General features: G+C 68.4%; 13 protein-coding genes. 9 read left to right on the forward strand and 4 right to left on the reverse strand.

The annotated features are described in order from the left end of the window. Window positions 1-16: 16 nt before the first annotated feature. Together LXM94_RS11960 and hglS are read right to left on the reverse strand one after the other, a co-directional pair. Window positions 17-1,435, reverse strand: coding sequence for an FAD-binding oxidoreductase (locus tag LXM94_RS11960; protein ID WP_235771579.1), 1,419 nt, complete (start codon window positions 1,433-1,435; stop codon window positions 17-19). Window positions 1,436-1,445: 10 nt separating this feature from the next. Then, window positions 1,446-2,843, reverse strand: coding sequence for a 2-oxoadipate dioxygenase/decarboxylase HglS (hglS, locus tag LXM94_RS11965; protein ID WP_235771599.1), 1,398 nt, complete (start codon window positions 2,841-2,843; stop codon window positions 1,446-1,448). Window positions 2,844-3,017: 174 nt separating this feature from the next. On the opposite strand from hglS, the gene LXM94_RS11970 reads away from it, so the two are divergent. Both LXM94_RS11970 and LXM94_RS11975 read left to right on the forward strand, forming a co-directional pair. Further along, complete coding sequence (locus LXM94_RS11970; RefSeq protein ID WP_235771580.1) at window positions 3,018-3,911, forward strand: LysR family transcriptional regulator; 894 nt, start codon at window positions 3,018-3,020, stop codon at window positions 3,909-3,911. Between the two features lie 115 nt (window positions 3,912-4,026). Continuing rightward, complete coding sequence (locus tag LXM94_RS11975) at window positions 4,027-5,310, forward strand: NAD(P)/FAD-dependent oxidoreductase (protein ID WP_235771582.1); 1,284 nt, start codon at window positions 4,027-4,029, stop codon at window positions 5,308-5,310. A 19-nt stretch (window positions 5,311-5,329) separates the two neighbouring features. Here the strand turns inward: LXM94_RS11975 and LXM94_RS11980 are convergent, their stop codons facing one another. Beyond that, a complete protein-coding gene (locus LXM94_RS11980; protein ID WP_235771584.1) occupies window positions 5,330-6,523 on the reverse strand; it encodes an MFS transporter in 1,194 nt (397 codons plus the stop codon). A 122-nt stretch (window positions 6,524-6,645) separates the two neighbouring features. Between LXM94_RS11980 and LXM94_RS11985 the strand changes: the two genes are divergently transcribed. The 6 genes from LXM94_RS11985 (at window position 6,646) to LXM94_RS12010 (ending at window position 11,883) form a co-directional block, all read left to right on the forward strand. After that, window positions 6,646-7,467, forward strand: coding sequence for an AraC family transcriptional regulator (locus LXM94_RS11985; RefSeq protein WP_235771585.1), 822 nt, complete (start codon window positions 6,646-6,648; stop codon window positions 7,465-7,467). A gap of 139 nt (window positions 7,468-7,606) precedes the next feature. After that, window positions 7,607-8,395 carry a precorrin-6A synthase (deacetylating) gene (gene cobF, locus LXM94_RS11990; protein ID WP_329605608.1) on the forward strand — a complete coding sequence of 263 codons (789 nt, stop codon included), beginning with the start codon at window positions 7,607-7,609 and terminating at the stop codon, window positions 8,393-8,395. Further along, window positions 8,392-9,741, forward strand: coding sequence for a precorrin-3B synthase (cobG, locus tag LXM94_RS11995; RefSeq protein WP_235771587.1), 1,350 nt, complete (start codon window positions 8,392-8,394; stop codon window positions 9,739-9,741). The genes cobF and cobG overlap by 4 nt, the downstream gene beginning before the upstream one ends. Then, window positions 9,738-10,370, forward strand: coding sequence for a precorrin-8X methylmutase (locus tag LXM94_RS12000; protein WP_235771588.1), 633 nt, complete (start codon window positions 9,738-9,740; stop codon window positions 10,368-10,370). Before cobG ends, LXM94_RS12000 begins: the two co-directional genes overlap by 4 nt. A 2-nt stretch (window positions 10,371-10,372) precedes the next feature. Then, window positions 10,373-11,119, forward strand: coding sequence for a precorrin-2 C(20)-methyltransferase (locus tag LXM94_RS12005; protein WP_235771601.1), 747 nt, complete (start codon window positions 10,373-10,375; stop codon window positions 11,117-11,119). Further along, window positions 11,119-11,883, forward strand: a complete 765-nt coding sequence (locus LXM94_RS12010) for a precorrin-3B C(17)-methyltransferase (RefSeq protein WP_235771589.1) — start codon at window positions 11,119-11,121, stop codon at window positions 11,881-11,883. The genes LXM94_RS12005 and LXM94_RS12010 overlap by 1 nt, the downstream gene beginning before the upstream one ends. On the opposite strand, the gene LXM94_RS12015 is transcribed toward LXM94_RS12010, so the two are convergent. Further along, on the reverse strand, window positions 11,847-12,656 hold the full coding sequence (locus LXM94_RS12015; RefSeq protein ID WP_408015630.1) for a cobalt-precorrin-6A reductase: 810 nt from the start codon (window positions 12,654-12,656) through the stop codon (window positions 11,847-11,849). The two genes, LXM94_RS12010 and LXM94_RS12015, sit on opposite strands and share 37 nt — an antisense overlap. Between LXM94_RS12015 and cbiE the strand changes: the two genes are divergently transcribed. Further along, window positions 12,610-13,231, forward strand: a 622-nt coding sequence (gene cbiE, locus LXM94_RS12020; protein ID WP_235771591.1) for a precorrin-6y C5,15-methyltransferase (decarboxylating) subunit CbiE, incomplete at its 3' end; no start/stop codon positions are given. The genes LXM94_RS12015 and cbiE overlap by 47 nt on opposite strands.

Here is a 13,231-nt window from a genome sequence, read left to right on the forward strand (position 1 = left end):
CGGCGGGCCGCGTCGTCTAGAAAGTGGTGGTGCCGAGCGGGCCGGGTGAGGTGAGGACTTTCAGCCCCGCCGCCAGCGCGCGGATTTTTTCCGGCGTGTACCGGTCGTAAAAACCCTGGTTCTTGCGGCCGATGGCGTGTTCGGCGCTGAAGCTGCCGTCGAACTGCTCGACCGCCGCCGTGAAGACCCAGTCGCGCAGGTCCGCCTCGAAATCAGGATCGGCAAGCCGCGGATCGTCCTTGGCGACGACGAGGTTGAAGTGCACGCCACCATCGCCGATATGGCCGAAGTCGCAGATCGTCACGTCCTCGAAATGCTCAGGCATCTCCGCCTTCATATGGTCGAGGAAAGGCATGACGTCACCCCGGCGGAAGGACAGATCGAAGGCGATCAATCGCCCGCTATGTTTCACGCCCTCCGACAGCGCATGGCGCAGCGTCCAGATCTCGTGCGGCGGACCGACGAAGGCATCAGTGAGCGGCGCGTCCGCCCGTTCCCAGATCGCCGCCAGCACCTCTTCCAGCGCCGCATCGAGCGGCTGCTCGCCCTCGCGCGGTGGGCTGGACCGGGAGATTTCCGCGAGGATCACGTAATCCGGCACGATGCCGCCCTGAAAGGGGTTTCGGAGCGACGGCACATGGTCGAGCGCGGCGCGAACCGCATTGCCGGACATGCCCTCGAAGGCCGAAAGGTAGCTGCCGAGCGCGTCTTCCATGGCGACGAGCAGGGTCGCGACCTGCTCGGCCGAAGCGGGAACGAGCAGGGCGGTCGCCGACTGTTTCGGTACCGGTTCGAGGTTCAGCACGCATTCCGTGACGATGCCGAAGGCGCCTGACGTGCCGATGAAGAGCTGCTTCCAGTCGATGCCGGTGTTGTTCTTGCGCAGATCCGAAGAAAGGTCGAGCACCGTGCCGGCCGCGTCGGCGAGCACGACGGTCAGGCCGAGCGTGTTGCGGCGCACGTCGCCATAGCGCAGGAAGCGCGAACCGCCCGTGTTCGTCGCGATCATGCCGCCGAGGCGCGGGTCGGCGCCGAGATCGATCGGGAAGAACAGGCCGCTTTCTTCCAGCTTGCCATTGAGGTCGGAGAGGCGCAGGCCCGCGCCTGTTTTCACCGTGCGGTTCACCCGGTCCAGCTCAAAGGGTGCGGTGAGGCGGTCAAGGCTGAGCACGCCCTGCGTTCCGCTTCCGTCCGGCGTCGAGCCGGAGACGAGGCCGGTATTGCCGGATTGCGGAATGAGCGCGATGCCGTTCGTCACGCAATAGGCGACCACGGCGGACGTTTCCTCCGTCGAGGCAGGCCGCGCGACGAAGGCGGCGCGGCCCTTGTCGTAGCGCGCGCCTGTCTCGTAGGCGGCCATGTCGGCGGCGGCAGTGAGAAGGCCCTTCTCGCCGAGCATGGCTTTCAGCGCGTCGATGTGGCTCGCCTCGATCATGTCGCTCCCGTCACTCCGCGGCGGCCGCCATGTTGACGATGCCGAGGCACATTTCAAGCGAGGCACGCTCGATGCCGGCATAGTGGGCGAATTCGTCGAGCACCGCCGCGCCCAGATCCCGCTCGAACATCACCTGGTTGGGGCTTGCGACGAAATCCTGCGTCGCGTCGTCGCCGAGGTTCGACTGGAAGATGCCGGCGGCGCTGACCGGCAGGAAGTCCTCGTAGACGATCGGGTCGAACTGCACGAGGCCGTCCGAGATCGCCGTTTCAAGATCGACCTTGCGGCCTGAGACGGCTTTGCCTTTTTCGGTCAGCGAATAGCTGAAATAGCCGAGGCCCGCCTTGCGGATGCCGTCCCAATCGTCCGGGAACGCCTTGAAGACGTCGGCAAGCGCTGCCTCGTAGTCCGCTGCGTTGGAGCCGTCGGCGGCGGGGCGCACGATCGCGCGGGTGTCGTTGAGCAACCTGTCGTAGAGCGCGCGGCCCTTCGGGGTCAGCGCCACGCCGCGCTGCTCGATCTCGCCGAAGCGGGCGGTGTGCGACCCCTCCTGCCAGCTGCCGTCCGTGCCGATGAAGGACACGGCCTCCTCCAGCGCCTTGAACGAAGTCTGGCGCAGCAGGATCGGGCAGTGCCGCGTCGGCGGGCCTTCGACGATCGCCTTGGGCGCGATGCCCTCTTCCGGCATCAGCGCCTGCACCTTGTCGATGTCCAAGGTGCGCGGTGTCAGATGGTTGATGTGCGGGCCCTTGAAGGAGACGACGTCGGCGATCAGGCGATGCGCATCGTGCAGGCGCTTGTACATGTCGGCGCTGACGATGGCGCGGTCGTGCCAGCGGAAGGTTTCGAGCACCTGCGCAACGAAGCAGGCGGCGTCGGCGGCATTGAGGCCGCCGTCACGCTCGGCTTTTTCGACGAGGGCCACGGCTTCGTCCGTGAAGATTTTCCGAGCAGCAAGCACAGCCGCCGCTTCGGCGCGCAGTGCCGGATCGGCGACGAGATCGAGCCGGAGCAGCGAGGTGAAGACGCGGAAGGGATTGCGGCTGAGGCTCTCCGCGCCGACCGGGCGGAAGGCGGTGGAATGGACCGGAACGCCGGCAGTCGAAAGATCGTAGTAGCCGACCGGGTGCATGCCCATGACGGCGAAGACGCGGCGCATCATGGCGAGTTCTTCCGGCGTGCCGAGGCGGATCGCGCCATGGCGCTCTTCCGAGATGCGGTCGAGCGAATCGGTCGCTTCCAGCCGTTCCTCAAGATGCGGGTCCGCCGCGAGCGTCTCGCCGTTCACCGTCGCGACCAGCGCCATCAGCGTGCCATAGGCCGGCACCTCGTCGCGGTACATGGCCGACATGGCGGCGGAGAAGTCCGAACGGATCTTGTCGGCGGAAACATACGGCGGTGTTGTCATCATGGCGAACGGTCTCGTCTCGTTGGCGCGGCAGTTCCGGCTGGAAAAAGCTTCGCACTTCTTCCGGAATTGCTTTAGAAGGGTGGGAGGCTCCGGTCATTCTCAAAACGGATCATACCGGCTCGTTTGCTTGAGCGATTGCGACCGTTCTGACTATGTTGATGCGAGGAATGAATGAAGCTGAGTCGAAGGCTGATCCCGGACGTCACCACGCTGCAGGCCTTCGAATGTGCCGCCCGCCACGGCAGCTTCACCCAGGCGGCACACGAGCTGAACCTGACGCAGAGCGCCGTCAGCCGCCAGATCAAGGACCTCGAAGACCAACTCGGCGTGCTGCTCTTCGAGCGCGTGCGCCAGCGCGTCGTGCTGTCGGAGGACGGCCGCCGCTTCCTGCCGGAGGTGCGCAAGCTGCTCTACCAGACGGAAGAGACGATGCTGCGCGCCATGTCCGCCGCGCGCTCCGATCACAGTCTCTCGATCGCGACGCTGCCGACCTTCGGCAGCCGCTGGCTGACGCCGCGCATCCCGGCCTTCCTCGCCGAACACCCCGGTACGGTGCTCAACATCGCCTCGCGCTCGGCGCCCTTCGATTTCGACGAGGAGAACTTCGACCTCGCAATCCACTACGGCCAGCCGGTCTGGGCGCGCGCCGCCTGTTCGTATCTCTGCAGCGAGACGATCCTGCCGGCGGCAAGCCCCGCGCTCATCGGCGAATTCGCCCCGAAGGAGCCGGGCGCGCTGGCGTCGGCCCCCCTCCTCCACCTCGCGACGCGGCCGAAGCTCTGGGCGGAATGGTTCGAGCTCGCCGGCGGCACGACCGAAACCGCCTATCGCGGCCATCGCTTCGACCAGTTCTCCATGGTGATCGAATCGGCCGTCGCCGGCCTCGGCTTCGCGCTGCTGCCAAAATACCTGATCGAGCAGGAGCTTCAGACCGGCCGCCTCGCCATCGTCTTCGACCGGCCGATGGAGACGGAGAACAGCTACTATCTGGTTGTGCCGGAGGGAAAACAGGAGAATGCCCTGACGCAATCCTTCCGCGCCTGGATCACAATGCAGGTGCGCTGACCTGCGACCTCATGCCCCCGCCGCATCATCCGGTGCGGAATTTTCGTTTTTCCGCTTGCGTGCGATGCAAGAGTGTGGCGGCAATCGAATTCCCTCCGGACATGAAGCCAGACCCATGCTGAACGACCCGCGCTCCCACGGCCTGTGGGAAATGACCGCCCCGCCCGCCCCCGAGACGCAACCCCTGACCGGGACGGAAAGGGTCGACGTGGCCATCGTCGGCGGCGGCTATACCGGTCTCTCGGCGGCGCTGCATCTCGCCGGGCGCGGCGTCAGCGTTGCGGTCGTCGAAGGCAGGGAGATCGGCTTCGGCGGCTCGGGCCGCAATGTCGGCCTGGTCAATGCCGGCATGTGGGTGATGCCGGACGACCTGCCGGGCGTGCTCGGGACGCACTACGGCAGCCGCCTGCTCGACACGCTCGGCGATGCGCCGCGCCTCGTCTTCGACCTCGTCGAAAAGCATGCGATCGACTGCGAGGCGACGCCGGCCGGCACCCTGCACTGCGCGGTCGGCCGTTCGGGGCTCGACGAGATCCGCGACCGCGCCGAGCAATGGTCGCGACGCGGCGCACCGGTCCGGCTCCTCGATGCGGGCGAGACGGCCGCGAAGGTCGGCACGGACGCCTATGCCGGCGCACTGCTCGACCTCAGGGCCGGCACGATCCAGCCGCTCGCCTATGTGCGCGGACTGGCCCGCGCGGCGATCGCGGCCGGTGCCACGATCTTCACCGGCAGCCCGGTCACCGGCTGGCAGCAAGCCGGCAGCCGATGGCGGCTGGAAACGGCCGGCGGCAGCCTCGAGGCGGACTGGGTGATCGTCGCGAGCAATGCCTACACGGACGCGCCCTGGCCGGAGGTGCGGGCCGAACTCGTGCACCTGCCCTATTTCAACTTCGCGACGGCGCCGCTGTCAGACGACATGCAGAAGCGGATCCTGCCGGAACGGCAGGGCGTCTGGGATACGCGGGAGGTGCTCTCTTCCTTCCGCTTCGACAAACACGGCCGTCTCGTCGTCGGCAGCGTCGGCGCGCTGCGCAGCACCGGCACGGCAATCCACAGGGCCTGGGCGCACCGGACGCTGAAGAAGCTCTTCCCCGCTATCGGCGACGTCGCCTTCGAGGCGGAATGGTACGGCAAGATCGGCATGACGGCAGACGCCCTGCCGCGCTTTCACCGCTTCGCCGAGCGCGTCGTCGGCTTCAGCGGCTACAACGGCCGCGGCATCGCGCCCGGCACCGTCTTCGGAAAGCTGCTGGCGGACCTCGCCGCCGGCGCGATCGTCGAGGACGACCTGCCCTTGCCCGTCACGGATCCGGCGGCGCAGAGCTTCCGCCCCGCCCGCGAGGCCTATTACGAGCTGGGCGCACAGATCGCCCATCTTGCCGGCGCACGGTTCTGATCCCGCGCCGGCGCCCGGCCTACCGCGCCGGTAGGCGCGGCAGCATGATCGTCAGGATGCCGAGCAGCGGCAGATAGGAACAGACGCTGTAGACGAAGTCGATGCCGTGGCTGTCGGCATAGACGCCGAGGATCGCCGCGCCGAGGCCGCCGGTGCCGAAGGCGAAGCCGAAGAACACGCCGGCGATCAGCCCGACGCGGCCTGGCACCAACTCCTGCGCGAAGACGACGATCGCCGAGAAGGCGGACGAGAAGATCAGCCCGATCAGCACGACGAGCACGCCGGTCCACAACAGGTTCGCATAGGGCAGGACCAATGCGAAGGGGATGACGCCGAGGATCGAGAACCAGATCACGAAGCGCGCGCCGAACCGGTCGCCGATCGGCCCGCCGAGGAAGACGCCCGCGGCCGACGCCCCGAGGAACAGGAACAGCATGAGCTGCGCCTCCTGCACCGACAGCCCGAAGCGGCCGATCGTGTAGAAGGTGAAATAGCTCGACAGGCTGGAAAGATAGACGTTCTTCGTCGTCGTCAGCAGCACGAGCACGAAGAGCGCCCAGGCGACGCGCCCGCGCGGCAGCGGCAGATCGCGCGAGACCGGCGGCCGGCCGGCGGCAAGGCGCCGCTCGCCGGCATACCAGGCGCCGACCCAGGTCAGGATACCCATGCCGAGAAGGGCAGCCGCCGAGAACCAGGAAACGCTCGTCTGGCCGAAGGGCAGGACGATGAAGGCGGCAAGCAGCGGCCCCATGGCCGTGCCCGCATTGCCGCCCACCTGGAACAGCGACTGCGCCATGCCATGCCGCCCGCCCGACGCCAGTCGCGCGACGCGCGAGGATTCCGGATGGAAGATCGCCGAACCGAAGCCGATGAGGCAGGCGCCGAGGATGAGCACCGGATAGCTGTGCGCATAGGCGAGCAGGATAAGGCCGCAGAAGGTGCTCGCCATGCCGGCCGGCAGCGAGAACGGCATCGGCCAGCGGTCCGTGACGAGGCCGACGGCCGGCTGCAGGAGCGAGGCCGTCACCTGGAAGGCCATGGTGAGCAGGCCGATCTGCACGAAGTCGAGCGCGTAATTCTCCTTCAGCAGCGGATAAAGGGAGGTCAGTAGCGACTGCATGATGTCGTTCAGCATGTGGCACACGCTGACGGCGACGATGATGGAGAAGGTGGTGCGCGCGGGCGAAGGCGCGGTGGGGGCTACCGCCGACATGTGGACCTCGACTGTTTCCGTCCGGAACTGTTGTTTTCTCGTCTTTACAGCGCCTGTCTATACAGGGATTGTCGGCGGCCTGCTTTCGTGCTTTGGTCCTCTTCTTTCGCAAGTGGGCCAAAATGGACAAGCTTCCGCAGGACATCATTGCGACGCTCGACGACGATCACATCCGTACTCTCGCGTCGATGGAGCAGTCCGACGCCGAGGTGATCGTGCGCAGTTCGGACATTCCGCACGGCTATGTCGTGCCGCCGCACAGCCACAGCCGCACGCAGTTCCTCTGCGTCTTCGCCGGGGTCGTGCTGGTCTCGACGATCCGCGGCCGCTGGATGATCCCGCCCGGCCACGCACTGCTGATCCCGCGCGGGCTCGAACATTCGGTCGAAATGTTCAGCGACGTGGCGATGCGCTCGGTCTACATCCTCTCGCCGCACGGCCTGGCGGGATCGCCGGAGCCGGTCGTGCTGGAAGTGACCGACCTCGCCCACCATCTTCTGGCCGAGGCCGTGCGCCACCAGCCCCTCAGCGGTGCTCCCCAGCGGCGGGACCTGGTGATGGCGCTGCTGATCGACGAGATGGGCCGCCTGCCGCAGCGTCCGCTCGGCCTGCCCTTTCCGGGCCATCCGCGACTTGCGGGCCTTTGCCGCGACTTCGTCGACCGGCCGTCGCCGGACGCCAAGATCGACGACTGGGCGCGCAGGCTCAACATGAGCCGGCGCAGCTTCACCCGCCTCTTCCGCGACGAGACGGGCGTCAGCTTCTCCACCTGGCGCCAGCAGGCGGCGATCTTCGCCTGCCTGCCGCGGCTTGCGGACGGCGCGCCGGTAACGCAGATCGCGCTCGAGGCCGGCTACGACAGCGTGCCGGCCTTCACCACCATGTTCAAGCGCATGCTCGGCGCCTCGCCGAAGCTCTATTTCAAGAGCCGCCAGGCCGCCTAAGGCCGGACGTCTCAAACAGAGCGTCGGGAGACGCGATTCAGGCACTGTTTTCCGGGCGCATTTGGGATTAGGAAGGGAGGCGCGGGACCCATACCGGGACGCGGCATGCCGGCAGCGCAAAGGGCGCACGGAGAGGACAGTGACGAGACGCATCCGCATCATCGGGATCGGCGCAGGCAATCCCGGGCATATGACCGTTCAGGCGATCGACGCGCTGAACGCATGCGACGTCCTCTTCATCCCGCTGAAGGGCGAGGAAAAAGCCTTCCTGGCCGATCTCCGCCGCGCGATCTGCGATCGTTTCATCAGGGGCGCATCGCCGCGCCTCCTCGAATTCGCCGTGCCGAAACGCCGCGACGACGGCGACTACGGCGCGGGCGTCACCGACTGGCACCGGGCGATCGCGGCAATCTACGAGGACATGCTGCTTGGCGAGGTGGGCGCCGACGAGACCGTCGGCCTGCTCGTCTGGGGCGATCCGATGCTCTACGACAGCACGATCCGCATCGTCGAGCATGTGCGCGACAGGGGCCGCGTCGCCTTCGACTACGACGTCATCCCCGGCATCACCAGCCTGCAGGCGCTCTGCGCCAGCCACCGCATTCCCTTGAACCGCATCGGCCTGCCGGTCGAGATCACCACCGGCCGGCGCCTTTCCGAAGGCTGGCCGCCGGGCACGCATGACGTCGCGGTGATGCTCGACGGCGTCCAGGCCTTCGAGACGGTGAACGATCCCGATGCAATAATTCATTGGGGTGCCTATCTCGGCACACCGATGGAGATCACGCTGTCCGGTCCACTATCGGACATTGCCGGAACGATCAGCGAAACACGGAAAGCGGCGCGTGCCGAACACGGCTGGGTCATGGACACCTACCTGATCCGCCGACCGGTCGAAGCGGCGGAAGGTGCGGAGGGCGGCGCATGAGCACGACCCTTTTTCCGGCCCTGGCGGCGGCGCCGAAATCCCCGCTGCGGCGCGGCGCCTGTCCTTCCGTCGCCGCGCCGATGCCGACCGGCGACGGCCTGCTCGTCCGGCTCCGGCCGCAGGCGGCCGAGCTTTCCCCGGCGCACTGGATCGCCATTGCCGCGCTGGCACGGGAGCACGGCAATGGCCTCGTCGAGGTGACCGCCCGCGGCAATCTGCAGGTGCGCGGCCTGTCCGAGGAGACTGTGGCGCCGTTTGCCGCGGGGCTCGACGCGGCGGGCGTTGCGATCCGTTCCGGTGTCGCGATCGAGGTGCCGCCGCTCGCGGGACTGGACCCCTCCGAGATCGCGGATGCGACGCCGCTCGCCGAACGGATCACCCGGATGATTGCCGCAGGCAGGCAGGCCCTTCGACTTGCGCCCAAGCTCGCCGTCGTCGTCGACGGCGGCGGGGTGCTCAATCTCCACGACATGGTCGCCGACATTCGGCTCGACGCCGTGCACCGCGCCGGCGAGGTGCGGTGGCGAATCGCCATCGCCGGCGATGCATCCTCCGCTGCGCCGATTGCCTGCCTGCCGGGGGACGCGGCGGCCGACGCCGTGCTGCGGCTGCTGCGGGAACTCGCGGCGCTGGGTCCGGCGGCGCGCGGCAGGGATCTGCGTGCGGCCGGCGTTCCGCCCTTCACGGACGACGGCGGCGATACCGTCGGTCGTGCCAAAGCGCCGGTCGGCCTGCTCGACATCGGGAACGGCCCGGTGCTCGGCCTTCGCCTGCCCTACGGCAAGGTCCATGCCGACCAGCTGGAAGGGCTGATGCACGATCTCGCCAGGCGTGGCGCGCGCGCGGTCCGGCTTGCGCCTCATCGGGCGCTGCTGGTGCTCGGCATCGCGGCCGAGACGGCCGGCGACGCCCTCCGCAGCGCCGGCCAGCACGGTTTCTGGACCGACCCGGACGCCCCCGGCAATGCGATCTCCGCCTGCGCCGGCAGTGCCGGCTGCGCCGCCGCACGGCTCGACACGCATGCCGTCGCGGACGCGCTGATCGCCGCGGCTCCCGGCCTCTTCGACGGCTCGGCCGCCATTCACGTCTCCGGCTGCACCAAGGGCTGCGCCCATCCGGCCGCAGCACCCCTGACGATCGTCGGCACCGGCGACGGCGCCGCACTCGTCATCGCCGGGCGGGCAGGCGACGATAGAGCCTCTCTTGCCGCACGAGATCTTCCCGCCGCCCTCACCGGCATCGGCGCGCTCGTCGCCAGCGAAGGCAGGCGGGGCGAGACAGCGCGCACCCTTCTCGAGCGGCTCGGCAGGGACCGGCTGCTCTCCGCATTTCAGGGCAGGACATGACAGACTACGACTACATCAGGAACGGCACCGCCATCTACGAGCGGTCCTTCGCCATCATCCGGTCGGAAGCCGACCTGTCGCGTTTTTCCGAGGCCGAGGCGGATGTCGCGGTGCGCATGATCCATGCCGCCGGCCTCGTGGAGGCGGCGGCGCATTTCCATTTCTCGCCGGATTTCGTCGCCTCCGCCCGCGCGGCACTTGAGGCCGGCGCACCGATCTTCTGCGACGCGGAGATGGTGTCGCGCGGCGTGACGGCCGCGCGGCTTCCCGCCGGCAACGACGTCATCTGCACGCTGCGCGACCCGCGCACGCCGGAGATCGCCGCGGAGATCGGCAACACGCGCTCGGCCGCGGCCATCCGCCTGTGGCTCGACCGCATGGCCGGCTCGGTCGTTGCCATCGGCAACGCGCCGACGGCGCTCTTCTACCTGCTCGAACTGCTGCGTGACGGCGCGCCGAAACCGGCGGCGATCCTCGGCATGCCGGTCGGCTTCGTCGGCGCGGCGGAATCGAAGGAGGCGCTTGCCGAAAAGTCCTACGGCGTGCCCTTCGCCATCGTGCGCGGCCGGCTTGGCGGCAGCGCCATGACGGCGGCGGCCCTCAATGCGCTGGCGAGGCCGGGGCTATGAACATGGCGGCGATGGTGACGGGACGGCTCTATGGCGTGGGCACGGGACCGGGCGACCCGGAACTCCTGACGCTGAAGGCGGTGCGCGCGATCGGCGAAGCCGACGTGCTCGCCTATTTTGCCAAGGACGGCCGCTCCGGCAACGGGCGGGCGATCGTCGAGGGGCTCTTGAAGCCCGGCATGGTCGAACTGCCGCTCTACTATCCGGTGACGACCGAGATCGACAAGGACCACGACGACTACAAGCGCCAGATCACCGGCTTCTACGACGCCTCCGCCGACGCGGTCGCCGGCCATCTCGCCGCCGGACGGACGGTCGCGATCCTCTCGGAGGGCGATCCGATGTTCTACGGCTCCTACATGCACCTGCATGTGCGGCTGGCAAGCCGGTTCCCGACCGAGGTCATTCCCGGCATCACGGCGATGTCGGGCTGCTGGTCGCTCTCCGGCCTGCCGATCGTGCAGGGCGACGATGTGCTCTCGGTTCTGCCCGGCACGATGCGCGAGGCGGAACTCGTTCGCCGGCTCGGCGATACGCAGGCCGCCGTCATCATGAAGGTCGGCCGCAACCTGCCGAAGATCCGCCGCGCGCTCGCCGCCGCCGGCAGGCTCGCCGAGGCGATCTATGTCGAGCGCGGCACCATGGCGGCCGGCAAGTCGACGCGGCTTGCTGAGAAGCCGGACGACACGGCCCCCTATTTTTCACTCATCCTCGTGCCGGGCTGGCACGGCCGCACGGGAGCGGAGTGATGGCGGGCAGGCTCTTTGTGATCGGCACCGGTCCCGGCAATCCCGAGCAGATGACACCGGAAGCACAAAAGGCCGTCGAGGCTTCGACCGCGTTCTTCGGCTACTTTCCCTATATCGATCGGCTCAATCTCAGGCCCGACCAGCTGAAGGTCGCTTCGGACAACCGGGAAGAGCTGAACAGGGCACAAGCGGCGCTCGCGCGCGCTGCTGCCGGCGTGGATGTCTGCGTGGTCTCCGGCGGCGATCCCGGCGTCTTCGCCATGGCGGCGGCCGTCTGCGAGGCGATCGATGCCGGGCCGGTGGAGTGGAAGTCCGTCGATCTCGTCATCGTACCGGGCGTCACCGCCATGCTGGCGGTTGCCGCGCGCATCGGCGCGCCGCTCGGCCACGATTTCTGCGCCCTCTCGCTGTCGGACAATCTGAAGCCCTGGAGCATCATCGAGAGGCGGCTGCGCCTCGTTTCCGAGGCCGGCCTCGTCATCGCGCTCTACAATCCGATCAGCAAGGCGCGGCCCTGGCAGCTCGGCAGGGCCTTCGAGGTGTTGCGCGAAACGCTGCCGGCCGAAACGCCGGTGATCTTCGGCCGCGCCGCCGGACGGCCGGACGAGCGGATGCTGGTCATGCCGCTCGCCGACGCGGAGGCAGAACAAGCCGACATGGCGACCTGCGTCGTCATCGGCTCGCCGGAAACGCGCATCATCCAGCGGCCCGGCCTGCCCGATCTCGTCTATACGCCGCGCTTCCTGCCGGAGGCGAGCAGGTGATCGATCAGCGGCAAGGCTTCCTCGACCGTTCCCGCGCGATTGCCGTCGCTCTCCGCCGCCCGCTCGATCAGGACGACCGGCAGGCCGAGGATGCGCGCGGCGACGATCTTGCCGTAGGTCGCCTCGCCGCCCGAGTTCTTGGCAACGACGACATCGGTTTCGTGGCGCTTCAGCAGTTCGACCTCGGCTTCGACCGCAAAGGGTCCGCGCGCGAGAATGTAGTCGACGTCGGGCGCGTCGAGCGGCGGGACGACCGGATCGACGCTGCGCACCAGATAGCGGTGCTGCGGTGCGGCATCGAAGGCCTTGGCCTCCTGCCGGCCGATCGCGAGGAAGACGCGGCGCGGCACATCGCCCAGCGCTTCGACGGCAGCGCGGACCGACGGGACTCGCGTCCAGCGATCGCCGTCGCTCTCGTCCCAGCCGAACCGTTCGAGCCGCAGGACCGGAATGCCCGCCGCTTCGCCCGCCGCACCGGCATTGGCGGAAATCCGCCGGGCGAAGGGATGCGTCGCATCGACGATGAGGTCGACGGCTTCGTCCCGGAGGTAGGTTTCCAGGCCCTGGACACCGCCGAAGCCGCCGCTGCGAACGGGCACCGGCTGTGGTGCCGGGTCGAGCGTGCGGCCGGCAAGCGACAACGTCACGGCCAGATCGGTGCGCGCCGCGAGGCGCGCGGCGAGGTCGCGCGCCTCGGTCGTGCCGCCAAGAAGAAGGATGCGTTTCGTGTCCAAGCCGGCTGAATCCCTTGTCCCCGATCCCTGGCTCACCATCGTCGGTATCGGCGAGGACGGTCTAGCGGGTCTCGGCGACGCGGCCAAGAGCGCGATCGAAAAGGCGGCGCTCGTCTTCGGCGGCGCGCGGCATCTGGAGCTTGCCGACGCCGCCATTGGCGGCGAGCGCCATAGCTGGCTCAGCCCCTTCGAGCGCTCCGTCGAGACGGTGCTTGCGGCACGCGGCCGGCCTGTCGTCGTGCTCGCCTCGGGTGATCCCTTCTTCTACGGCGTCGGCGTCACCCTGTCGCGCCGCGTGCCACGCAGCGAGATGACGGTCTATCCCGCGCCCTCCGCCTTCAACCTTGCCGCCGCCCGCATGGGCTGGCCCTTGCAGGACACAGTCTGCGTGTCGCTGCACGGCCGGCCGATCGATCTCATCCGTCCGCATCTGCATCCGGATGCCCGCATCCTCGCGCTTACCTCCGACAGCGACGGACCGGCCGCGCTTGCGACCCTCTTGGCGGAGGCCGGCTTCGGCGGCTCGACGCTGACGGTGCTCGAAGCGCTCGGCGGGGACCGCGAACGCGTGAGCACCCACCGCGCGGAGAATTTCGCGCTCGCCGATGCCGACA

The organism is Rhizobium alarense (assembly GCF_021555155.1).
Lineage (GTDB): Bacteria > Pseudomonadota > Alphaproteobacteria > Rhizobiales > Rhizobiaceae > Rhizobium_D > Rhizobium_D alarense.

Coding starts and splice junctions, on each gene's coding strand:
- LXM94_RS12015 (WP_408015630.1), bottom strand. CDS start 12,656: ATGGTGAGCCAGGGATCGGGGACAAGGGATTCAGCCGGCTTGGACACG.
- LXM94_RS12000 (WP_235771588.1), top strand. CDS start 9,738: ATGACAGACTACGACTACATCAGGAACGGCACCGCCATCTACGAGCGG.
- LXM94_RS11980 (WP_235771584.1), bottom strand. CDS start 6,523: ATGTCGGCGGTAGCCCCCACCGCGCCTTCGCCCGCGCGCACCACCTTC.
- LXM94_RS11975 (WP_235771582.1), top strand. CDS start 4,027: ATGCTGAACGACCCGCGCTCCCACGGCCTGTGGGAAATGACCGCCCCG.
- cobG (WP_235771587.1), top strand. CDS start 8,392: ATGAGCACGACCCTTTTTCCGGCCCTGGCGGCGGCGCCGAAATCCCCG.
- LXM94_RS12005 (WP_235771601.1), top strand. CDS start 10,373: ATGGCGGCGATGGTGACGGGACGGCTCTATGGCGTGGGCACGGGACCG.
- hglS (WP_235771599.1), bottom strand. CDS start 2,843: ATGACAACACCGCCGTATGTTTCCGCCGACAAGATCCGTTCGGACTTC.
- LXM94_RS12010 (WP_235771589.1), top strand. CDS start 11,119: ATGGCGGGCAGGCTCTTTGTGATCGGCACCGGTCCCGGCAATCCCGAG.
- LXM94_RS11970 (WP_235771580.1), top strand. CDS start 3,018: ATGAAGCTGAGTCGAAGGCTGATCCCGGACGTCACCACGCTGCAGGCC.
- LXM94_RS11960 (WP_235771579.1), bottom strand. CDS start 1,435: ATGATCGAGGCGAGCCACATCGACGCGCTGAAAGCCATGCTCGGCGAG.
- LXM94_RS11985 (WP_235771585.1), top strand. CDS start 6,646: ATGGACAAGCTTCCGCAGGACATCATTGCGACGCTCGACGACGATCAC.